This window comes from Moraxella sp. CTOTU47724, from assembly GCF_032014955.1.
Classification (GTDB): domain Bacteria; phylum Pseudomonadota; class Gammaproteobacteria; order Pseudomonadales; family Moraxellaceae; genus Faucicola; species Faucicola tetraodonis.
Map to the genome: position 1 here is coordinate 6,524 of NZ_DALZSV010000028.1, position 22,935 is coordinate 29,458.

18 protein-coding genes are annotated in these 22,935 nt (G+C 43.1%); 9 read left to right on the top strand and 9 right to left on the bottom strand.

The window, feature by feature from the left end; genetic code table 11:
• Positions 1-94: 94 nt before the first annotated feature.
• The 5 genes from RTR63_RS07105 to RTR63_RS07125 all read right to left on the bottom strand — a co-directional run bounded on the left by RTR63_RS07105 (position 95) and on the right by RTR63_RS07125 (position 6,359).
• Entirely contained in the window at positions 95-2,284 is a 2,190-nt protein-coding gene (locus tag RTR63_RS07105; protein ID WP_312523459.1) for a cytochrome c biogenesis protein CcdA, read from the bottom strand.
• Positions 2,285-2,480: 196 nt separating this feature from the next.
• Complete coding sequence (gspG, locus tag RTR63_RS07110; RefSeq protein WP_203172166.1) at positions 2,481-2,930, bottom strand: type II secretion system major pseudopilin GspG; 450 nt, start codon at positions 2,928-2,930, stop codon at positions 2,481-2,483.
• A gap of 140 nt (positions 2,931-3,070) precedes the next feature.
• Positions 3,071-4,276, bottom strand: coding sequence for a type II secretion system inner membrane protein GspF (gene gspF, locus RTR63_RS07115; RefSeq protein WP_312523461.1), 1,206 nt, complete (start codon positions 4,274-4,276; stop codon positions 3,071-3,073).
• Between the two features lie 27 nt (positions 4,277-4,303).
• The gene (locus RTR63_RS07120) at positions 4,304-5,200 is read right to left on the bottom strand and encodes a hypothetical protein (protein WP_312523463.1); all 897 of its coding nucleotides are present in this window, start codon (positions 5,198-5,200) and stop codon (positions 4,304-4,306) included.
• A gap of 175 nt (positions 5,201-5,375) precedes the next feature.
• Positions 5,376-6,359 carry an AraC family transcriptional regulator gene (locus RTR63_RS07125; protein ID WP_312523465.1) on the bottom strand — a complete coding sequence of 328 codons (984 nt, stop codon included), beginning with the start codon at positions 6,357-6,359 and terminating at the stop codon, positions 5,376-5,378.
• A 469-nt stretch (positions 6,360-6,828) separates the two neighbouring features.
• On the opposite strand from RTR63_RS07125, the gene RTR63_RS07130 reads away from it, so the two are divergent.
• The 3 genes from RTR63_RS07130 to lon all read left to right on the top strand — a co-directional run bounded on the left by RTR63_RS07130 (position 6,829) and on the right by lon (position 10,468).
• A complete protein-coding gene (locus RTR63_RS07130) occupies positions 6,829-7,446 on the top strand; it encodes a 5-formyltetrahydrofolate cyclo-ligase (RefSeq protein ID WP_076774007.1) in 618 nt (205 codons plus the stop codon).
• Entirely contained in the window at positions 7,433-7,696 is a 264-nt protein-coding gene (locus RTR63_RS07135; RefSeq protein ID WP_076774006.1) for a hypothetical protein, read from the top strand. Before RTR63_RS07130 ends, RTR63_RS07135 begins: the two co-directional genes overlap by 14 nt.
• Positions 7,697-7,987: 291 nt before the next feature.
• The gene (lon, locus tag RTR63_RS07140; RefSeq protein ID WP_312523467.1) at positions 7,988-10,468 is read left to right on the top strand and encodes an endopeptidase La; all 2,481 of its coding nucleotides are present in this window, start codon (positions 7,988-7,990) and stop codon (positions 10,466-10,468) included.
• A 102-nt stretch (positions 10,469-10,570) separates the two neighbouring features.
• On the opposite strand, the gene RTR63_RS07145 is transcribed toward lon, so the two are convergent.
• On the bottom strand, positions 10,571-11,119 hold the full coding sequence (locus RTR63_RS07145) for a ferritin (protein WP_060994576.1): 549 nt from the start codon (positions 11,117-11,119) through the stop codon (positions 10,571-10,573).
• A 311-nt stretch (positions 11,120-11,430) separates the two neighbouring features.
• The gene (locus RTR63_RS07150; RefSeq protein WP_312523470.1) at positions 11,431-12,717 is read right to left on the bottom strand and encodes an MFS transporter; all 1,287 of its coding nucleotides are present in this window, start codon (positions 12,715-12,717) and stop codon (positions 11,431-11,433) included.
• Positions 12,718-13,093: 376 nt separating this feature from the next.
• Between RTR63_RS07150 and hisC the strand changes: the two genes are divergently transcribed.
• Complete coding sequence (gene hisC / locus RTR63_RS07155) at positions 13,094-14,218, top strand: histidinol-phosphate transaminase (protein WP_312175540.1); 1,125 nt, start codon at positions 13,094-13,096, stop codon at positions 14,216-14,218.
• A 5-nt stretch (positions 14,219-14,223) separates the two neighbouring features.
• Complete coding sequence (locus RTR63_RS07160; protein WP_138018633.1) at positions 14,224-14,475, top strand: hypothetical protein; 252 nt, start codon at positions 14,224-14,226, stop codon at positions 14,473-14,475.
• 2 nt (positions 14,476-14,477) lie between these two features.
• Here RTR63_RS07160 and RTR63_RS07165 read toward each other — a convergent pair whose 3' ends face one another.
• Both RTR63_RS07165 and RTR63_RS07170 read right to left on the bottom strand, forming a co-directional pair.
• Positions 14,478-15,959 (bottom strand): anthranilate synthase component I family protein, encoded by a 1,482-nt coding sequence (locus RTR63_RS07165; RefSeq protein ID WP_312523473.1) that lies wholly within the window; start codon positions 15,957-15,959, stop codon positions 14,478-14,480.
• A gap of 106 nt (positions 15,960-16,065) precedes the next feature.
• Positions 16,066-17,292, bottom strand: coding sequence for a beta-ketoacyl synthase N-terminal-like domain-containing protein (locus tag RTR63_RS07170; protein WP_312523475.1), 1,227 nt, complete (start codon positions 17,290-17,292; stop codon positions 16,066-16,068).
• A gap of 323 nt (positions 17,293-17,615) precedes the next feature.
• Between RTR63_RS07170 and RTR63_RS07175 the strand changes: the two genes are divergently transcribed.
• The 4 genes from RTR63_RS07175 (at position 17,616) to fusA (ending at position 22,705) form a co-directional block, all read left to right on the top strand.
• On the top strand, positions 17,616-18,533 hold the full coding sequence (locus tag RTR63_RS07175; protein ID WP_312523477.1) for an EcsC family protein: 918 nt from the start codon (positions 17,616-17,618) through the stop codon (positions 18,531-18,533).
• Positions 18,534-19,302: 769 nt separating this feature from the next.
• Positions 19,303-19,677 carry a 30S ribosomal protein S12 gene (gene rpsL / locus RTR63_RS07180; protein WP_007116468.1) on the top strand — a complete coding sequence of 125 codons (375 nt, stop codon included), beginning with the start codon at positions 19,303-19,305 and terminating at the stop codon, positions 19,675-19,677.
• Between the two features lie 133 nt (positions 19,678-19,810).
• Positions 19,811-20,284, top strand: coding sequence for a 30S ribosomal protein S7 (rpsG, locus tag RTR63_RS07185; protein WP_007116467.1), 474 nt, complete (start codon positions 19,811-19,813; stop codon positions 20,282-20,284).
• Positions 20,285-20,578: 294 nt separating this feature from the next.
• The gene (fusA, locus tag RTR63_RS07190) at positions 20,579-22,705 is read left to right on the top strand and encodes an elongation factor G (RefSeq protein WP_007116466.1); all 2,127 of its coding nucleotides are present in this window, start codon (positions 20,579-20,581) and stop codon (positions 22,703-22,705) included.
• The last annotated feature ends 230 nt before the right edge of the window (positions 22,706-22,935 follow it).

Below are 22,935 nucleotides of genomic sequence, written 5' to 3' on the forward strand. Positions count from 1 at the left end.
ACTGAGTTTTCTTGAACTGAGTTGTTTTCTTGAACTGAGTTTTCTTGAACTGAGTTGTTTTCTTGAACTGAATTTTCTTTAACTGAGTTTAGAGTTAATTTAATTGGGACAAGACTTGCTCAAAATCAGAGCGTTTGACTGCACCGTTTTGTCTTGCTACCAGTTGACCGTTTTGGTAATACAACAGTACAGGCGGACCGAACACGGCTAATTTTTTATAGATTGCTTGGCTATCTGGCGTATTGTCAGTCACATCGAGTTTGACAACCTGCCAGCTGGCTAAACTTTGCGGCGGGTTGGCAAAAAGTGTTTTATCCATGATACGGCATTCAATGCACCATTCTGCGGTGACATCGACGACTAGCTTTGGATATTGCGAAAGCAAAGGCTCAAGCTGTGATAGTTTGGTGATTGTAATCGTTTGGGTGGTCTTTGTTGCAGTGAATGCCGATTGCGCTGAGGTATTCAACAGCTTGTTAAGCGGCTGCCAACTATCTTGACTACCCGAGGCGGTGCCTATCGCAAGACAGGCTGACCAGATGCATGCTAGCAATGCTAGTGCTTGAGTGAGTAGTTGACCTTTTTTGCCTTGCCAGCGCCACAGCCATAAGCCAATCACAGCAAACCACAGCGCCCATAGCATCAGCATCCAGCTTGATAGCCATATACGCTCTATCATCAATAAAGCGACGCCAAATAACAGCAAACCAAAACTGGTTTTGACCCAGTTCATCCACTCGCCTGCTTTTGGCATAAAATTACCTTGGGTAGCGCCCAGTAAAATGAGCGGTGTGGATAGCCCAAGCCCCAATAAAAACAATGCGGCAAAACCCATCACAGGATCACCCAGCGCTGCCACACCTGCCAACGCACCTGCAAGGGGTGCCGTCACACAAGGGGAGACAACCAGCGCAGAGAACAAGCCCGTCAAATAGCTACCACTTAAGCTACCAAGTCGATTTTCCCCAATTTGGCTGATTTTTTGGAACCTAACACGAAGCGCATGCGGCAGTTGCCAGCGAATGACATCCAACATGTACAGTCCAAGCAGGATAAATAACCCTGCAAAAACTAATAAAATGACAGGATTTTGTAGCCAGTTTAGTATACCCAAAGATTGCCCGAATAACGCAACCACTGCGCCCAAAATGCCATAACTGGTGGCAACACCCAAACCATAACTGCCCGTGAGTAATAACCCTTTTTTGGCAGATGGGCGATGTTGACGGGCAACGATATTGGCTACAATCGGCAGCATGGGTAGCACACAAGGGGTAAAAGCTAACCCCAATCCCGCTAAAAACAACAGCAACAATGCAACACCGCTATGTTTGGTCAATCCAAAAATATCTTGATTGCTAGCGCTAGCCGTCAAACTCGTTGCCACCGCCGCCGACGAAGCCGCGGGTTTAGTCATGACAGTTGTTTGGACAGGTTGCGACGATGTAACGGAGGCTATAGGGGCGGATGCCGTTAACTGCGCTGTAGTTAAAACATCGGTGGCTGAAGCATCGGTCACTGTGGTCGATGCGACTTGCTGCCCCGCTGCGTCTGTAGTGCCACTGGACAGCGCATCGATGGCAGACGGTGTACTAGTTGTCTCATCGACGGTTTTAGCAGGGGTCAAGCTAGCAGATTGCTGAGTCGTTGTCGGGGCGGCATCATTGGTCATCGCCACAGTATTGGTGACTTTGGCTTGCGCCGTTTTTGACGTCATTGCGTCTGATTTTTTTGCGCCATTTTTGGTGGAAGCGGCCAATTGGGTGATGACAAATTTGGTCTTTTCAGGGGGATAGCAAAGTCCTACTTTGGCACAGCCCTGCCATTTGACCGTAGCAGGTTGTGAGGTGATTGCCTTATCCGCGCTCAAGGTGGTTGTGGCAGTAAAGGGTTGTTCAAACACAGGCACCCGACCAAAATCTGGGTCATCCACATAGGTCGGTGCTGCACTAAATTGTAGCGGCGTCGCTGTTACCCCATCAGGCAATTGTAAGGTTAATTTATCCCGATACGCATAATAGCCTGCTTTGACATCCACATGAATGGTCACTACTTGCCCTTTTTGCTCCGTGTAGACTTTAAAAGCCTCATGCACCGGTAGCGGCTTGTCTTTGACTGTCAAGCTGGGATTGTCACTGCCGCCAAACACCTCGCTTAAACTAATCGCTTGGGCGCTTGGCATAGTAAGGCTAGTGACAGCCAGTAGCGTGCCAAGCAAAGAGACATGACGACTCACGGTTCGAAAACAAAACAAGGCCGTAGGCATAGGGGATATATTTTTCAAAGACAACTTCTCATATGTTTTAAATTCACAGGTTTTAAATTTATACGTTTCAGATTTATACGTTTCAGACTTTATACGTTTTAAGCCACGTAATTATACTATGACGGCTAATTTTAGCTAATCCCTGTGCAAAAACCTAGCAAAAAAAATCAGAGTGCGTGACTCTGATTTCGTTAACCCAGTGAAAACACCAAACTTATAACTTAGCAAAAATGTCTGCGTCTTGACCTTCACCACCCTCTTTACCATCAGCCCCCAGTGAGAACAAATCATAGGTTCTGCCTTCGGTACCTGGGATAACGTATTGTAGCTCATTATCCCAGCCATCTTTAGGGAAACCGCCTTTAATATACCCGCCCTCTGGCCAGTTTTTGGCACCTTGTGGTGGCTTATTTAAGGCTTCTAATCCTTCTTGGGTGGTGGGATAGCGACCATTGTCCACTTTAAACATATCAATGGCATTTGAGGTGTTGGATAAAGCCGTTTCGGTGGTTTTGACGCGGGCTTTGTCACTTTGACCCACCACTTTAGGCACCACCAGACCGGCCAAAATTGCCAAAATGACAATCACCACCATGACTTCAATTAAGGTAAAACCCGCTTGACGATTTTTTGATACATGAGCACAACACATACGAATTTCCATTTTTTAGATTTTTAGCGCTTTTGATAAATTGTTAGGATTTTACACGGCTTTTTTGACAATTTGCATACCGATTTGGTTAATTTTGTCGGATGATTTAGCCATTAATTATTTAGCGATTAATTGTTTGGCGGTTTTAGGGTTTACCCTGCCAAATCATTCATATTGATAATCGGTAGCATCACTGCCATCACAATGGTCATGACAATCACGCCCATCAGCACTAACATCAGCGGCTCAAGTAGTGACAATAGCGTGCTAATCATATTGGTGGCTTCATTTTGCTGCATCGCTGCTGCACGCGTCAGCATGTCATCAAGCTCGCCTGAATTCTCGCCGCTTTTAATCATTTGTACCATCATCGGCGGAAAATAATTACTGCGCTCAAGCTGGCTTGATAGGCTCGCGCCTTCGGTGACTTTTTCTGTGGCGCGCGCGATGGTATGTTTGATATGGGTATTGGTGGTGACTGCCGCGCCGATGGCTAGTGCTTCCACCAACGGCACCCCTGAGCGTACCAAAATCGCTAACGTACTGGCAAAACGTGATGCGTTCAGATTTCGCGATAATCTGCCAAACACCGGCAAGCGCAAGACAAATTGGTCAAAAGCGGCTTTGCCTGCCGCTGTTTTAACAAACTTCACAAATAAAAACACCGCACCGATTAGCCCGCCTAATATCAGCCACCACCATTGGGTTAAAATATTAGACAATGCCAACACCACTTGGGTGATCCAGGGCAGCGCTTGCTCGGATTGTTCAAACACTTTGACAATTTTTGGCACGACAAAGCTCATCAAGCCCACCACCACTGCCACCGCCATGAGCAGCAAGATTATCGGATACACCATCGCGCCTTGTACCTTTTTTTGCATGGCAAAGCGATTTTCGGTGTAATCGGCTAACTGGTTTAAAATCAAATCCAAATGCCCTGAGCGCTCACCTGCGGCAATGGTGGCAATATAAATCGCTGGAAAATTACCCGAGTCTTGTAGCGCGCTCGCTAGGCTATAGCCTTCCAATACTTTGGCACGCACGCCATGCATCAACGCTTTGACATGCGGTTTTTCGCTTTGTCTAGCAATCGCTTGCAACGCTTGTTCAATCGGTATCGACGCTGCCAACAACACCGACAATTGGCGGGTGATTAATGCCAAATCATACGCGCCCACCCCTTTTTGCCACAATCGGTTGCGACTGACATCGGTTTTTTGTACAGGTGAGACTTCGACAGGCAGTAAATTTTTATCGCGCAGTTGTTGGCGGATTAGCCTAGCAGAATCGGCTTCAAGAATACCTTGGTGTGACTTGCCTTGGGTATCCATGGCTTTATACTGAAATGCGGGCATGTGAGTTCCCAACGGGTAAGATTAGCGTTATTTTAAAGGCTTAATAGGCTGAAATAAAGACTCGTTTTCATTAGAATCATATTGTACCAATACCGATAGCTCATCGCGCAAGTCTTGTTTGTTAAAGCTATTGACCTCGGTAATCAGCATTTTCTCGATTCGTTTATCAACCGCGTATTCACTGATTTGCGCACAATAGATGGCTAATTGATAAACTTGCGCTTTGAGCGACTCATCGAGTGATTGCAATAGTCTCACCAATTCTGCCACATTGATGACTTGGTAAGGGTAATTGGGAATCGCCGCCTCTTTTAATGGGGTGACTGAATAGTTGACACCGAGATGGGCAAAATAATAACAACTAAATAGATAACCTAAAATATGCCCCACAAAATAACCCCGGTCATTGTGATAGCATGCCACCCCCAAAAACTGAATCACGGTCGCCGCCAAACTATGCTCAAGACCGCGAAATTCAGCTGATGATGGCATCAAGCCTACGGTTGGTAAGTTCATTAAATTTTTGTTTTGGCTGACAAGCTGCCAACCAATCGGTCGCTGCGGCGGTAAATGATGGCTAATTGACATCACCAAATCATCGACGATATGTAAATTATTGAACAAATGCTGCAGTTGCATCAGCCCAACATTATCGCGCATATTTAAATATTTGGCGACTTGCAATTTTTTAGTTTCAATAAACTGGGATTTTTTACTGGATATATAAAATAACAGTTGGTGGGGTTGGGAGTGCTCAAAATACTGGGTCACCGCATTTTCTTGGGCATGAAACACGGCCGTGTATTGGCTAGTAACATCCATTGAATTAACACCACGATGGTCCATCGCAGGGTGTTCTGGATTGGGCTTGATGTGCAAGCCATGTGCTTCGACAGGTTGACCTTTGGTAGTTGAAGTTTCCATGTTGGCAATCGCAGCTGATAAAATATGGGACAGTGCTTGTCACTATATCATACCCCTGTCGACATAACCTAACAGATATTGCTATGAAAATAGACTGGGCATTCTTAGTGGCGATAACCACAAAACCGCAGCAAACCTGCTTTTTTGTGGTTAATCAGGGTTTTCGACTACTGACTCATTCCTCGCTCAAGCTGTCAGCAAAATGCACATCATCGGTTCGAAACGACTGGCGATATTTTCGTGGTGACATTTTATAGACGCGTTTGAATGCTTGGCTAAAGGTACTATCGGAGGCATAACCAACTAACTCACTGATACGGCTAATGCTATTTTCTTGTAGTCGTAAATAACGCGCGGCAAGACGAAGTCGATAGTCGGTTAAATAAGTTAACGGCGGCACCCCCACCACCTCACGAAAATGTTCGGCAAAACTACTGCGTGACATCCCGGCGACTTCAGCTAACTTATGAATGGTCCAATTGGTCTCAGGTCGATCATGCATGACTGCCAACGCCTTGGCAAGGTAAGGGTCTTTCACAGCTTTTAGCCAATTATCCGTCGCTTCGGGCAAATCCTCAATATAATTGCGTACACACTCAATCATCAAAATACTGGCGATACGATTGATAATGGTCATTTTGCCAAGTCGGTTCTGCTCAGACTCTAATGCCAAAAATTTGACCCCCAAATCAAGCATAATCATTTTTTGCTCATCGTTTGATTCGCTTTCTGGCAAAATTTCTGGTAAAGCGCTGAGTAACGGGCGCGTAATCTCTCGATCGTAATGGCACACAATCGCCACCATTTCAGTTGTTTGCGCTGGCTCATCACCTTTGCTATGAATGACCGGGTTACCCAAGTAGATAGTTTCAACAGTCTGGTTGCTTAATAACGGGGCAATATCAATTGATGGGATATCCGATTGCCCCACACCACAAATAAGGTGTTTTTTGCCGCCTGGCACCATGACCACATCGCGCGCGCGTGCGTTGCGATATACATCATCGACCTTAATACTGATCCCACCTGTGGTAACCAAATAAAACACGATACAATCTTTTTTATCTAACTCAAACGACCACTCCCCAGTGGCGTGTATATAGTGATACTGAGTTTGATACAAATGTATATCTTCAAGCAACATACTGAGTGCATCCATGAATCTTTCCTAAGTTATTAACACAGCAATTAAAAAAAATGCAACATAAACCACAAACTAGCTAACTTACAAGTCAAACTTTGGTAATTGGACTTGAGATAAAAATTTAAAGACGTATACATAAACCGTCATCCTTATTGTCAGCCATCATATCATCTTTTACAGGCGCTGCTGGTTAAGTTTGAGTCTGTAGGGCTATTAAAATCCAGTATTGCCAGTCGCAAAAATGCTTTATTTTTCAACGATTTCAAAGGCAATGGCTTAACATATAATAACAGGTAGTGAACACTTGTTATGGGTTATACACTAGCGATATGATATTTGGGTGTCTAAACAAATAAATAAGTGAATAAATAGCTAAGCAACTAAACCTAATCAGCCAAATCAGCTATTTGGCTTTTTTTTGATTTTGATTTATTATCAATGGCTTAAATGTAGTATATAACCAATCCATTATCGCTATGAATCTATGAATGCTCATCACTTGCGTAAACAGTTACGTCAACAACGATTACGCTTATCCAAGCGCCACCGTAATCGTGCGGCTTATCAAGCACGACGAAGTTTAAACCGACTACAGCATCCTGCTTTAACTGGCAAAAACGTCAAGGTCGGGATTTTTGCAGATGCCTTTGGGGAAATGCCTACCCAACCGCTGATGGATTGGGCGAGACAGCGCGGTTATCGTATTTATTTACCTGTCGTCACTGGCAAACATCAGCCGCTGGTATTTATCCAATTTAGCCAAAAAACTTGGCGACAATCTCGCCTACCCAAACACCCGCTAGGTATGCGCCAACCTGAGAAAGGAAAAATGCTTAACGTAGCGGCGCTTGATGTATTGTTTATGCCGCTAGTGGCAGCAGATAAAATTGGCAATCGTATGGGTATGGGTGGCGGTTACTACGACCGCACCTTAGCCAAAGCTAAAAGCAAACCGCTTAAAATTGGCTGGGCTTATGATTTTCAATTGGTTGAAAAACTTGACAGCAATCCTTGGGATATCAAGCTTGATGCCTTAATCACGCCGAGTAAACTATGGTTATTTAGACGCTATTTGGTGGAACAATCCCATGCAAAAAAATGACAACTCCCTGTTTCAACATGTGGTGATGACCTCACCTGCCATAACCGACAATGATGCTGATATTGAGATTAATATTGATAGCGATACCCATACCGACACTAGCCAAGTCCATCAACCCTTATACCCATCAAGCGGTGAATTAAGCAATTCAGAAATTGCCAGTGTCATGAATCCCGCTAGGTTAACGCAACTTTTAACCCAAGCTGATGCCTTTACCCGAGTGAATTCTGAAGACTTGGACGACTTTTAGATATATATAAATTAGACACGCATAAATTAGAGACATATAAACTAGCCTAAAAAATTAGCTAAGGATACATCAATATCACAGCGGCATTAGGCTAAGTCTAGGATTGCAGTGGTTATTTTTAGCACTTTGTTATCATTTTATCGCACTCGGTTCGTTGTTTTTTCCCCCTTTGAATCGCTAGCCTTGCAATTTTTTGCATTGACGCCATTTATATTTTTAAGTCTATCAGCAAGCCATCATTTGCTCACAAATGGTCAGTTGCTTGTTGTGTTATTTAAGGGGACATAGTATATGCAAGATGATGTTTTAATGACAAATCCAGAATCATCTGAATCGCAAGAATTCACCACGCTACCATTGTTAGCTTTACGTGATGTTGTGGTGTATCCACAAATGCAAATTGCTTTATTTGTGGGTCGCGCACCCTCAGTCAAAGCAGTCGAGCTTGCGCAAAACGAATTTGACAATAAAGTATTGGTGGTGGCACAAAAAGACTCACTATCTGAAGACATTGATGCCAGCAATCTATTTGAATATGGTACGGTGTGCCGTGTCGTCAATACCATGCCACATGAAAATGACGAAAATTGCATCAAAGTGCTGATTGAAGGTCTGTACCGTGCCAAATTAGTCGACATTCAAGACACTGATGAGGAAGAAGCGGTATTACTTGCCGATTTTGAAAAAGCGCCTATCACCGTGAATATGACGGCTAAAACGCAAAAATCGCACAAAGAAGCGTTAGTTGCTCTGTTTAGCAAATATGCCGAAAATCGCCTACGTAACTCACGCGAGTTGATTCGTGTGGCTGAGCGTATCAACTCGCTTGAAGAATTGGTATATTTCATTGCGACGCGTGTCTCACTCAATTTATCGATTAAACAAAACTTTTTGGAAGTCGATGATTTGACTGCGCATATCAAAGAGTTGTCAGACTATTTGATTCAGCAAAGTGCTGAGCACAATATCGAGCAAGAATTACAAGAAGCGGTCCGTCGCCAGATGGAAAACAACCAGCGCGAGTATTTCTTAAATGAAAAAATGAAAGCGATAAAATCTGAGCTTTCTGACCTTCATGAAGAACGCGGTGAGAATTATGAAGATGACGACATTGCTGAGCTAGAAAAACGTTTAGCGGAAGCCGATTTGCCAGAAGCGGTGCGTAAAAAAGCAGAAAATGAGTTTCGTAAGCTCAAAACCATGCCAGCTGCCTCTTCTGAATCATCGGTCGTACGTAACTATGTCGAGTGGATTTTAGATACGCCTTGGAACAAAACCAGTGATGTCTCAATCGACCTCAATAAAGCCCATGACGTGCTTGACACTGACCATTATGGTTTACAAGACGTGAAAGACCGCATCTTGGAGTTCTTGGCAGTGCAATCTCGCGTGGATACCTTAAAAGGTCCGATTCTTTGCTTAGTAGGTCCGCCTGGGGTGGGTAAAACTTCTTTAGGTGAATCTATTGCCCGTGCGACAGGTCGTGAGTTTATCCGTATGGCATTGGGCGGCGTGCGAGATGAAGCTGAAATCCGTGGGCACCGACGTACCTATATCGGCGCTATGCCAGGTAAAATCGTACAATCACTTTCAAAAGTGGGCGTAAAAAATCCGCTATTTTTACTCGATGAAATCGATAAAATGGCGCAAGACTTTCGTGGTGACCCTGCTTCAGCGTTGCTTGAAGTGTTAGACCCATCGCAGAATCATAGCTTTAACGATCACTACTTGGATATGGATTTAGACTTATCACAAGTGATGTTTATCTGTACCGCCAATAGTATGGATATTCCGCCTGCCCTACTTGACCGTATGGAAGTGATTCGTCTGCCCGGCTATACCGAAGATGAAAAAATCAGCATCGCGGATAAATACTTAGTACCAAAAGCGATTCAACAAAATGGCTTAAGTGATACTGAAATTGATATCACCGATGAGGCAATCAAAGCGATCGTACAGCGTTATACCCGTGAAGCAGGTGTGCGTAACCTTGAACGTGAAATCAACAAAATCGCCCGCAAAGTGGTGAAACAAAATGTTGAATCATCGGGCAAAGACAAAGCGGAAGATAAAACCGCGGCACACAAATTAACGGTCGATAGTTCAAATGTCGCTGATTACTTGGGTGTGTACCAATTCGATTATGGCTTGGCGGAGCAAGAACCTGAAGTCGGTCGTGTCACAGGTTTGGCTTGGACACAAGTCGGTGGTGAGCTATTGACCATTGAAGCGGTTGCGGTGCAAGGTAAAGGTGAACTGAGTTTTACAGGTTCACTAGGCGATGTGATGAAAGAGTCAATTCGTGCGGCGATGACGGTGGTTCGTGCCCGTGCTGATAGCTTAGGCGTCAGCTATGATAAGCTCAAAGGCACAGATATACACGTGCATATGCCAGAAGGTGCGACTCCCAAAGACGGTCCATCTGCCGGTATTGCGTTAACGCTTGCGTTAGCCTCTGCGATGACAGGTATTGCCATTCGCCCCGATATTGCCATGACAGGCGAAGTGACTTTGCGTGGCAAAGTGCTGCGTATCGGTGGCTTGAAAGAAAAACTGCTTGCAGCGCATCGTGGCGGTATCAAACACGTGTTGATTCCAAAATCCAATGAGCGTGACTTGGTTGATATTCCTGACAATGTCAAACAAGGCTTAAGCATCCAGCCAGTAGAAACGATTGATGAAGTATTTAAAGCCGCATTGGTATCACAGCCAGTGGCGTTAAAACCCAATCAATTGCCAGTCGATGCCAGTGACATTAGTTTAAAAAGTTAATTTAAAACGCTAAGCTGCCACTGAAGTAAAAACTGAAATAAATAATAATGAAGTACAAAAAAAGCTGAGATTGATTCTCAGCTTTTTTTATGATGGCAAAAATTATTCCACCGATTTTTCCCGTGGCAAATCACCTTCTTGAGAAGCTGATGCCATGTCTTTATCCAACTCATAGAAGCTTTGGTTATCCGCCTTATCTTTTGATGCCAAGGCAAATTTATCACGTAGGTTATTGATTAACGCCTCTTCTTCGATTTGTTCTTTGACAAACCATTGTAAGAAATTAAACGTTGCCCAATCGCGCTCTGCCATGGCTTGGTCCACAAGTGCATAGATTTTTTTTGAGTTTTCTAACTCATGTTGCCAGACATCTTCGATACAGGTTTCAAGACTGACAGGGTTGTCACGCGGTGCGGGAATCGCTTCAATTTTAGCTTCGCCACCACGCTCGTTGATATAAGCTAAAAACTTGAACATATGATTACGTTCTTCAGCCGAATGCTTGTAGAAAAAATCTGCAATACCTGGATAATTGTTCACTTCCGCCCAACTGCCTAGCGCAATATATGCCTGCGCTTGTGTGGCTTCTTCCATCATTTGCTTGTTTAACGCTTGTTCCATTGCGTCTGAAATACGTTTATCGTTTGACATATTATTTTCCTCGGATGATTTTTTTTGTGGCTAATTTTATAAGATGGCTAATCTTGACTAGACAACGTTATCACATGAGTTATCTCATGATTGGCTACCAAGATTGGCTATATAGTTGTTAGGGATAAAACAGAGCATTACCAATAATATTGCGGTTAGTTACCGTTAATTGCATTGGTAATGACGCTCACAGTATAGATAAAAAGCTGGCAATAAACAGGATTTTTTACTCAATTTAGCTGAAAGATACACAAGCCTTTAACATAAAAATACCGGGTAAAATATTGAAAGTTATCTTAAACTTTTATTCGCTATTCAATCGCTTTGTTTTGCGTTGCCAACCAACTAAACACACAATTAAGCGCCATTAAAATGGTTAAAAACCCCATCGATAGCGTCCAAGTATGACTCAAGTCTTTAAGCCACCCTGTCACAATCGGACCGGTTATGGCGATGCTATAACCCACGGTTTGTGCCATCCCCGACAGTTCAGCGGCTTGTTGACTATCCTTTGATTTTAAGGTAAAAATCATCATGCATAAGGTAAAAATCACCCCACATCCAAAGCCTGATGCAATACTCCAAACCCATACCCAGCCTTGCAGGGGCAAAAACCCAAAACCAAACACACCCACCAAGTTTCCCACTGCGGCAAGTAACGCTAACGTGCGTAAATTCCACTGACTAGAGACCCATTTGGTCAACAGTAAAATCGAAGGAAAAGCGACCAATTGAAACACCATGCCCACGTTGCCTGCTTGCGCTTTGCTCAGCCCTTTATCAATGAGTAACGACGGTAAAAAACTGGCGAGCGTATAATAAATTAGTGATTGCAAACCCATAAACGCACTAATCCACCATGCCATCGGGATTTTCCAGACTGATTTTCGGCTTAGTTGTCCTGCTTCGGCAACCGCTTGATTAATGACTTGAGCATCATGGCTGCTAATTTTTTGCCGAAGCCGCAAATGGGCGACCATTAGCCAAGCCGCTACCGCTGCCACAGAGACCCAGCCCCATACCCCCAGTGCAAATTGCCAATTGGACAAGCTGACAAGCCACATCGCAATGCCTGACGCAAAGCCAGCAAACACCGACAAAAACATCGAATAGCTTCCCATCACAAGCCCAATGTGATTGGGGGTGTATTTTTTGATGACGGCAGGGATTAACACATTGCCGAGTGAAATCGCCAACGATAGCAGCACCGTGCCCGCTAGCAAAAACCCTAATTGCGGATGCGCCACTCGCACAAAGATACCGATAGCAAGCAAACTGGTTGCCAAAATCATGGTGTTTTCTAAGCCAATACGCCGTGACAGCATAGGCGCAACAAACGAACTCGATGCAAATGCCATGACAGGAATCGTACCAATCAAACCAATGGTTTTGGTCGTTAACCCCAAATCCTGCTGAACCAGTTTTGCTACCGCACCAAATCCAATAATCGGCGCGCGCATATTGATAGCGAGCAGTAAAATGGCAATGACTACCGTGACAATCAATGCCTTGCTCGGGGCAGTCGCCACCGGCATCTGAGACGCATTAGCAGCAGGGTGAATATTGGACTCGCTCGATTGCGACGCTGAGAATTTCATACATCTTCCAAAGTTTTAACTAGGTAACTTATTATCAAGAATGATTTAATAAGCTTGAGCTAAGGTGCTTGGTTTAACAGGCTTGATTTAAAAGGTTATCTTTTAACACATTCGTCAAGCCAGCGCACGGTTTATTCACATAACGGCTAAAAATTCACTGTCTATCCGTCTTGCTCAACCGTTAGCCCAAATTTTATGAGATCAGTGGGCTGCGGTAGATAAATTTTTAGCCAATTTATGCTACTATGTATTGTTTGTGCCAGCCTTTGGCGCATTGACTTGGTAATTTGACTTGGTAACTTGATTTGGTAAATTGACTTAGCAAATTGACTAGCCACATTGATTTAACACATTGATTATCTTGTAAGGATTTGTCATGGTGGATACGCTTACTTCAAACGCAGATGCAACGCCCGAAATTAACACTCGACTGTGGAGCACCTTGATTCGCAACCTAACGCCCTACACACCGGGTGAACAGCCCAAGCATGACAATCTGTGTAAGCTTAATACCAATGAAAACCCTTTTCCACCCTCTCCCAAAGTCGCTGAAGCCATCGCACAAGTTTTGCTCAATCAAGCCGATCATTTAAAGCGTTACCCTGCCCCAGAATCGGATGAACTACGTGCGGTAATGGCACAAGTTTATCAGGTAGCCCCCAATCAAATTTTTGTCGGTAATGGCTCTGATGAAGTTTTGGCGCATATTTTTGCTTGTTTTTTTGTCAAAGACCGTTCGGTATTAACCCCTGATATTGGTTACAGTTTTTATCCTGTGTATGCCGATACTTTCCATGTGGATTTGGTGACCATTGCGCTCAAAGCCGATTTTAGCATTGATGTTGATGACTATCGCCGCCCTTGCAGTGGCATTATTATTGCCAATCCCAATGCGCCAACTGGCGTGCTTTTGCCGCTGGCGGATATCGAAAAACTCCTTCAAGAACATCGCAATGCGGTCATTGTGATTGATGAAGCGTATATTGATTTTGCAGACACACCCAATGCCTCTGCGGTCAGTTTGATTAACAAATATGATAACCTAGTGGTGACCCAAACCTTTTCAAAGTCTCGCTCATTAGCAGGGCTGCGTGTCGGCATGGCGTTTGCCAACCACTCACTCATTGAAGCGTTAAATCGGTATAAAAATAGTTTTAACAGCTATCCCCTAGATCGTCTTGCCCAAGCAGGCGCGGTTGCTAGCTTACAAGATAACGACTATTTTGTTGCTTGCAACCAGAAAGTTATCGCACTACGCCATGATGTCACTCAAGCTTTGATCCAATTAGGCTTTACTGTTTTACCTTCACAAGCCAACTTTGTGTTTGCCAAACCACCTGCTTCAATGGGGGAAACCATACAGGTATTTGAGAAACTGCGGGCGCAAGGGGTGATTGTTCGTCATTTTAACAAACCAAAAATTAGCAGTTATTTGCGTATCACCATCGGTACGGCAGAACAAAACCAACGCTTACTAGATACCTTAACAAATTTGGTTTGACCGCTGTGAGTGACCCTAGCATGCAGTTTTTTATCAAATGCCAAAATATCGAAACAGGCGAGGTGGTGACTTATCGCTTTGCTCATCAAGCACAGTTATTGGCATTTAGCCAGCAATTGGGTCGCAAAAAATTGGCGATTGTGGATACCCATATCGCCTTTTATGATATTGAGCTAGTGTTTAATCCATTTGAGGACGAAAGCGCGCCCATCAGTGCGGCTGAACTCAATACCGCACTTGATGGCAGGTTGTTGTAACTTTACTGGTGTAATATTTTTAATAAATTTCCTACTTTATCAAAACATTCTTGGTATTCTGCCTCACAGTCTGATGCAATCGTGATGCCGCCGCCTGCCCACAGACTGACATTATTATCTAAAGCTTGTAGCGTCCGAATCAGCACATTCCATTGCCCTGTGCCATCAAAATTGAGATACCCTATCGTACCACAGTAAGCCCCTCGCGGTTTGGCTTCCAATTCATTGATGATTTCTACCGCGCGCTTTTTGGGTGTACCAGTGATCGAGCCAGCGGGCAGACTTTCAAACAATACCGTCCAAGGGCTAATGTCATCTTTGAGTGTGGCAGTGATGGTACTCACCATATGGTGCACATTGCTAAAACTTTCGATATCAAACAGTTTTGGGACTTTTACTGTCCCAGTCTTGGCATATTTGCCCAAATCATTGCGCAGCAAATCGACAATCATGACATTCTCAGCGATGTCTTTTTCGCTGCTGGCAAGTTCATTTTTATTGGCTTGGTCAGCGGCTACGTTTTGTCCGCGTGGGCGTGTACCTTTTATCGGTTTGGTAATAATGCAGTTTTCGCCTTGGGCATTGTTGGCAAAAGTAAAAAATAACTCGGGCGAGCAGCTTAGTAGTTCAAAATTGTTTAACCCAAGATAGCCTGCAAACGGGGCGTTAGTCGATTGATGCAAGCTTGGCAGATAATCCACCAACTGCTGATTGGATAACTCACCTTGCCAGCACTGAGTAAGATTAATCTGGTAACAGTCCCCTGCTTTTAAATAGTCTTGGATTTTGTTAAAAGCTTGGTGGTACGCAGATTTTTGCCATAAAGGTGACAAGCTAAGCGGCTTTGGTGTAGGAAGGTTGGCGTCACTGACTAAATTATTCAGCCAGTTTTCGATGGTGACGGCTTGCGCCATGGCTTCCTCAGTGGTGGTATGTAAATGCCACTTCCCGTATTGATAGGTCAAATAAATATCATAATGTCCCAAAAATAGTTGCGGCTGATTGGGCGTTAAGTAACTGGCTTCCCCGTGAGTTGCACTTGCTTGCACATGGTTTGCATTTGCTAAATGATGCGCTGATAAATCGTAGCTAATAAACCCCATCAGGCCATCTTGGTAGCCCACATTAGCGGTATGTTGGATAGCAGACTGCTTAGATGATAGCTGCTGGTGTTGATAAGCCTCAAGCACAGCAGTTAATTCGCCAATATCAATACCCTTAGTTGCCCTATCAGTGGCAGTATCAGCACCAGTGTTAATCACAGTATCACAGTACCCAACATCATCGAATGAGCAATTTTGACGTTGCTTTTGGGTAAGCTGATTTTGAGAATGTATTTCAAAAATTGTTTTTGGCAATAAACCGATAACATTTTGACCCTCGTTATCGAGCCAAATCGGATAGATTGCATGATTATTGGTCGCATTAAACTGCTGTAACAGGGTGATGAGTTGAGAGGGCGCAAGATGTTGTAAACTTGGCATTGAGTACATGCTTTACCTTTATGATTATATGTAGCGTCAAAAAAGCGATGACAATCGGGTAACTGTCATCGCCTATTTTTAATCAATTATGACGGTCCATCAGTATTTATTCAACAAACTTTTTGATGATTAAACTTGCATTGGTACCACCAAAGCCAAAGCTATTGGTCATAATCGTATTAAGATTTGCATCCCGTTTCTCACGCACAATATCAAAATCTTTGGCTTTTTCATCCAAGTTTTCAATATTGATATTGGGCGCAATAAAGCCTTGATTGAGCATCAACAAACAATAAATCAATTCTTGCACCCCTACCGCACCCAAGCTATGACCTGTCATTGATTTGGTCGAGCTAATGGGTGGCAACTCACTTCCAAACACCTGGCGAATCGCTTCCAGCTCAGTAATATCGCCAATCGGCGTACTGGTACCATGAGTATTGATATAGTCAACCGTGGTTAAGTCTGCTTGTTTAAGCGCTTGCTTCATACAATTAACCGCACCCACACCACTGGGTGCCACCATATCCGCACCATCAGAGCTTGCACCATAGCCAACAATCTCTGCCAAAATAGTCGCGCCGCGTTGTTTCGCAGAGTCTAGGCTCTCAACCACGACCATACCACCACCGCCTGCAATCACAAAGCCGTCTCGATCTGCATCGTAAGGGCGACTGGCGAGTTGCGGCTTGTCATTATATTGTGTGCTCATCGCACCCATGCCATCAAACATACAAGATTGTGTCCAGTCTTCTTGCTCGCCGCCGCCTGCAATCACGATGTCTTGCTTACCCAATTGAATCAGCTCCATGGCATGGCCCACACAATGCGTTGAGGTCGCACAAGCTGAGGCAATAGAGTAACTAACCCCGCCAATCTTTAACCCCGTTGCAACACTGGCTGATACCGTACTTGCCATGGTTTTTGGCACTGCCATTGCGCCGACACCGCGCAAGCCTTTTTCGCGCATTGCATCAACCGCTGCCGCCACATCGGCACTCGATGCCCCACCCGAACCTGCTACCACGCCGATATTAGTGTTATGAGCAATATCTGTTAATGACAATCCTGCTTGCTCGATTGCTTGTAGCGCACTTAAATAGGCGTATAAACTGGCTTTTGACAAAAAGCGTTTAAGTTTGCGATCGATATGCGAAGTATCTAGGTTATCGTCATCAATACTACCTGAGACACAGGCTTTGAAGCCTTTTTCTTGATAAATTGGATTAAATACCAAGCCCGATTTGCCTTGCTGTAGCGATTCACTGACTGTGGCTAAGTCATTACCAATACACGAGATAAGTCCTGCCCCTGTGATTACAACGCGCTGCATATACCATTCCTTTTGGTTTAGTCAATTGATGATAAATATCACGCTATTCTACCCCTCTGGATTTCACCTGCCTAGTTTTTCCCAAAAAATGTTACAAAATATTTCTTACACTATGGTATTGATCACAGCTATTTTTAGTTTTCTTGTCTTAACCTAACCTAGCCCAACCTAGTTATATGCGAAACAATCAAACAAATCGATAAAAGATATCATTGTGTAACGTCTCTTTACGCATTAAAGTTGAAAAGTGCGGTCACTTTCTTTACGCTGTTTTACTACAACATTATTTTCCAATAAAAAGCATAATATCAAGGATAACTCTCATGTCAGCCTCTACTTCTATTAGCCGCCGTGTTTTTGAAGCCCTAGGTCACAAATTAGCACAACTGAGCGCAAAAGATACGATACAAACCAAACCCCTAGCAGATATTGATTTTGACAGCCTTCAACAAGCCTTATCAAACGATAAAAACGCGTTTCATGAGCATATTCCTAAATTATCAAAAAAACTACTTGGTAAAACCCCATTTGGCAGCTATAGCAAAATGGCAACTTCACTAATTCCCAAGGCAAGCTTTGATAAAGCAACAGATGCGGTTTTTTCCCAAGTCGGTAAATTGTCGCAAAATTGGGCGAATTTTGATTTGGCGCGTGATGAGCGTTTTAAAGACACTTTGGTTGCTAGTGAACGACAAGCCCTAGCTCGTAGTATTGGCGATCAAAACCGTGCTTTAGCCACGCTAGGTGGACTTAGTAACTTGGCGGGTTTACCCGGTATTTTGGTAGATACAATGTGGTTATTGGCGGTGTGTTTACGGACGATTTTTCAAATTAGTGCAATTTATGACCGTCCGTTGACGGGACAACAAGGTATCGCCATTGCTTATGAAATTTTAGCTAAAGTGGATCTCAAGAAACTGCAAGAAAAGCAAACCTTGCTGGCAGGCTTGGGTATATTTGAAGCGATGACCGACCAATCGATTGAAGAATATAGAGCGGCAGTACTTGCCGAAGAAGACAGGCAATCAGCGATGGGGGTATTAACCAAACTAGAAGAAGTATCGACGCAGTTTAATATTAACATTGAGCAGTTTAATTTCGGTTTTTTACATAAAGTCATTCCACTCACTGCAGTTGGCTTGGGTACGGCTTACAACAATATTATTATCAATGAAGTGATTGACATTGCGATGTCGGTATTTGCCCCCGCGCCAAAGTTGACGCATATGACTGAAGAATAATTTTGCGCTCATATAACAAGGTAAAAGCTAGCTGTCTGGCTTTTGCCTTTTTTATTAGTTTTAGCTAGTGCTTATTAATTTAAGGCTAGTTACGATAAAGTTCGTTACTTTAAGTCATGTTACACAAACTTTTACACAACCCGTCAGCAACGTCACATTTTTAGTTATCAATATCAACGTTATTCACCAAACCTAAAAAGACTAACCCGCTTAAATTTGGCAAAATAGCTTTAACAACGGATGACAAGCTTAATAACCAATAACGATGATAACCCCAATAAATAAAAATAAAATGTCAGTACATCACGTTGTTAATTTAAAAAAATTATAAAAAAAATAAGAAATTTAAAATTACAATTATTTAAAATCACCATCATTAAATTGAATTTTTTGGAATCATTGAATAACAACAATAAATAATAACTGAGCTAGAACCGATGCGTTGACTTTTAACCGATAAGTTTCTTAAGGTTTTCAAGGTTAGCGCATTGGTTCTTTTAGTTTTAGTCTTTTTCATTTTAGTCTGTTGTGATGCAATTCACAGTAGGCTTGATACCTGGTATGCTTGATAAGCACGATATCTGATAATTTACCTTCCCCTACTTTTCTGAAATTTTTCTAAAAATCCCCATTTACATTATCCATCTGTATTTTCTAGGTGATTTTTTAGTTGATAAAACCAACAAAAATCTCTATAATACGCTGTCCTAAAAATAGCTTATTAGCGGTTTTTAGAGATTTTTTGACAACAAACGGGAGAGAGTGCCTTATGGCAACTACAAATCAATTAATTCGTAAAGGTCGCAATACCATTACTGAAAAATCAAAAGTGCCAGCATTAAAAGCTTGCCCACAACGCCGTGGCGTGTGTACCCGTGTATACACTACCACACCAAAAAAACCAAACTCAGCGATGCGTAAAGTATGCCGTGTACGTTTGACGTCAGGTTTTGAAGTATCAAGCTACATCGGTGGTGAAGGTCACAACCTACAAGAGCACAGTGTTGTACTTATCCGTGGTGGTCGTGTAAAAGACTTACCAGGTGTTCGTTACCATACCGTTCGTGGCGCACTTGACTGTGCAGGCGTAAAAGATCGTAAACAAGGCCGCTCAAAATACGGCGCAAAACGTCCTAAAGCATAATTTTAGCCGTTTTTTACCCCATTTTTTAACATTGTTTGCATAGTTGATTATAGTTTTGCAACACTATGCAGTAAGGCTGGTGAAAAGCAACCGCTTAGCTACCAGACTACCCTGAATACACAAGGAAATTATCATGCCTAGACGTCGTGTCATCGCTGCCCGTGAAATCCTACCAGATCCTAAATTTGGTAGCAAAACACTTGCTAAATTCATCAACCATGTAATGGTTGACGGTAAAAAATCAGTTGCAGAATCAATCGTATACGGTGCATTAGACCGTGTTGTAGAAAAAAACTCGGGCGTTGATCCTGTCCAGTTTTTTGAAGATACGTTAGAAAGAGTTCGCCCAATGGTGGAAGTAAAAGCTCGCCGTGTGGGTGGTGCTACCTACCAAGTTCCTATGGAAGTACGTCCCTCCCGTCGTACTGCATTAGCAATGCGTTGGTTAGTTGATGCAGCTGCAAAACGTTCTGAAAAATCTATGGCTTTACGCTTAGCAGGTGAATTGCTAGACGCAGCTGATGGCAAAGGTAATGCACTGAAAAAACGTGACGAAGTTCACCGTATGGCTGACGCAAACAAAGCGTTCTCACACTATCGTTTCTAATTGATACTGATTGCTATCACCTAGGTAGCAATTAGCTTATAATAAAATAGATAATATTGGGTGACTTGAAATTTGCAAATTCAGCCCAATATTTCATATTGAAAAAGAAGCTTGTCATGCGTTTGTCATGGCAAGCTCTTATCATACAGCACTTATGTCAAGAGTAAGGCTTTCTTTTATCTAGTTGGTTGTCGATCTTTCAATCAAACGTTAAAACTAATTATTATTCATGTTAAGACATAACTGTTTATTGATAATGGAATAATTTTAATCTTTAGTCCTTAGGAATTAACTATGGCACGTACAACACCCTTAAATCGCTACCGTAATATCGGTATTTCTGCACATATTGATGCGGGTAAAACGACAACAACTGAACGTATTTTGTTTTATACAGGTAAAAACCATAAGCTAGGTGAAGTGCATGAAGGTGCTGCAACCATGGACTGGATGGAACAAGAGCAAGAGCGTGGTATTACTATTACCTCAGCGGCAACGACTTGTTTCTGGTCTGGTATGGGTCATCAATTTCCAGAGCATCGCATTAACATCATTGACACCCCCGGCCACGTTGACTTCACCATTGAAGTAGAACGTTCAATGCGTGTACTTGACGGTGCATGTATGGTTTACTGTGCGGTTGGTGGTGTACAGCCTCAGTCAGAAACAGTATGGCGTCAGGCAAACAAATATAAAGTACCACGTCTTGCGTTCGTGAACAAAATGGACCGCACAGGAGCAAACTTTTTCCGCGTTGTTGACCAAGTAAAACAACGTCTTGGTGGTAACCCAGTACCTGTGGTTGTGCCAATCGGTGCAGAAGATACCTTTGAAGGGGTTGTTGACCTTCTAGAGATGAAAGCCATCATTTGGGATGTCGCTTCTCAAGGTATGAAATTTGAATACGCAGAAATTCCTGCCGACTTAGTTGATACCGTCGATGAATGGCGCAGCAACATGGTTGAGGCAGCGGCTGAATCTTCAGAAGAGTTGATGGATAAATACCTAGAAGAAGGTGATTTATCACGTGAAGATATCGTAGCAGGTTTACGTGCGCGTACCCTAGCGGGCGAAATTCAACCAATGCTTTGTGGTACTGCGTTTAAAAACAAAGGCGTACAACGTATGCTTGACGCGGTTATCGAATTCTTACCAGCACCAAACGACGTTGACGCGATCAAAGGTGTGTTAGATGACAAAGCCGAAACTGAAGCGACGCGTGAATCATCGGATGATGCACCATTTGCTGGTCTTGCGTTCAAAATCATGAATGACAAATACGTAGGTAACTTAACTTTCGTACGTGTTTACTCAGGTGTTGCTAAACAAGGTGACTCTGTTTATAACCCAGTGAAAATGAAACGTGAGCGTATTGGTCGTATCGTTGAGATGCACGCTAACTCACAAAAAGAAGTGGATGAAGTTCGCGCAGGTGACATCGTTGCATTTGTAGGTCTAAAAGATGTAACCACGGGTGATACCCTATGTGACGAAAACAATATTATTACCCTTGAGCGCATGGAATTCCCAGATCCTGTTATTTCATTGGCAGTGGAACCAAAAACCAAAGCTGACCAAGAAAAAATGTCAATTGCGCTTAACCGTTTGGCAAAAGAAGACCCGTCATTCCGTGTTCACACCGATGAAGAATCTGGTCAGACTATCATCAGCGGTATGGGTGAGCTTCACTTAGAAATTCTTGTTGACCGTATGAAACGTGAGTTTAGCGTTGAAGCCAACGTGGGTGCACCACAAGTAGCTTACCGTGAAACGATTCGCACTACCGTTGAACAAGAAGGTAAATTCGTACGCCAAACTGGTGGTCGTGGTAAATTCGGTCACGTATGGTTACGTCTTGAGCCACTTGATACTGCTGACGGCAAAGAATATGAATTTGCTGAAGAAGTGGTTGGTGGTGTGGTACCAAAAGAGTACTTTGGTGCGGTAGACAAAGGTATTCAAGAACGTATGAAAAATGGTGTTCTTGCAGGTTATCCAGTCGTTGGTATTAAAGCAACACTGTATGATGGTTCGTACCATGACGTTGACTCAGATGAGTTGTCGTTCAAAATGGCAGGTTCTATGGCATTTCGTAAAGGCTTTATGAATGCAAACCCTGTTCTACTTGAGCCAGTTATGAAAGTAGAAGTTGAAACACCTGAAGACTACATGGGTGATATCATGGGTGACTTAAACCGTCGCCGTGGTATGGTGCAAGGTATGGATGACATGTTTGGCGGCGTTAAACAAATCCGTGCTGAAGTGCCACTAGCCGAGATGTTTGGTTATGCAACCCAATTACGTTCAATGTCTCAAGGTCGTGCAACCTACTCAATGGAGTTTGCAAAATACGCTGAGACACCACGTAACGTTGCTGATGAAATCATCAAAAAATTCACTCATAAAGATGATGACGAATAAATTTGATGGGTAATTTGATTGTTAAAACCACTCAAATTCTTCTATCCTATTCGACACTGAAAAAAATTATAAGTTAGCTAATTTGACCTGTTAAATTTAATGGGTCAAATTTTCATAACCTATAAGCGTTGATAATAAAGTAAATGACCTAAGACATTGGGTTAATATTAACAAAAGAGGATTAAATTATGGCAAAGGCCAAGTTTGAACGTACTAAACCACACGTTAAC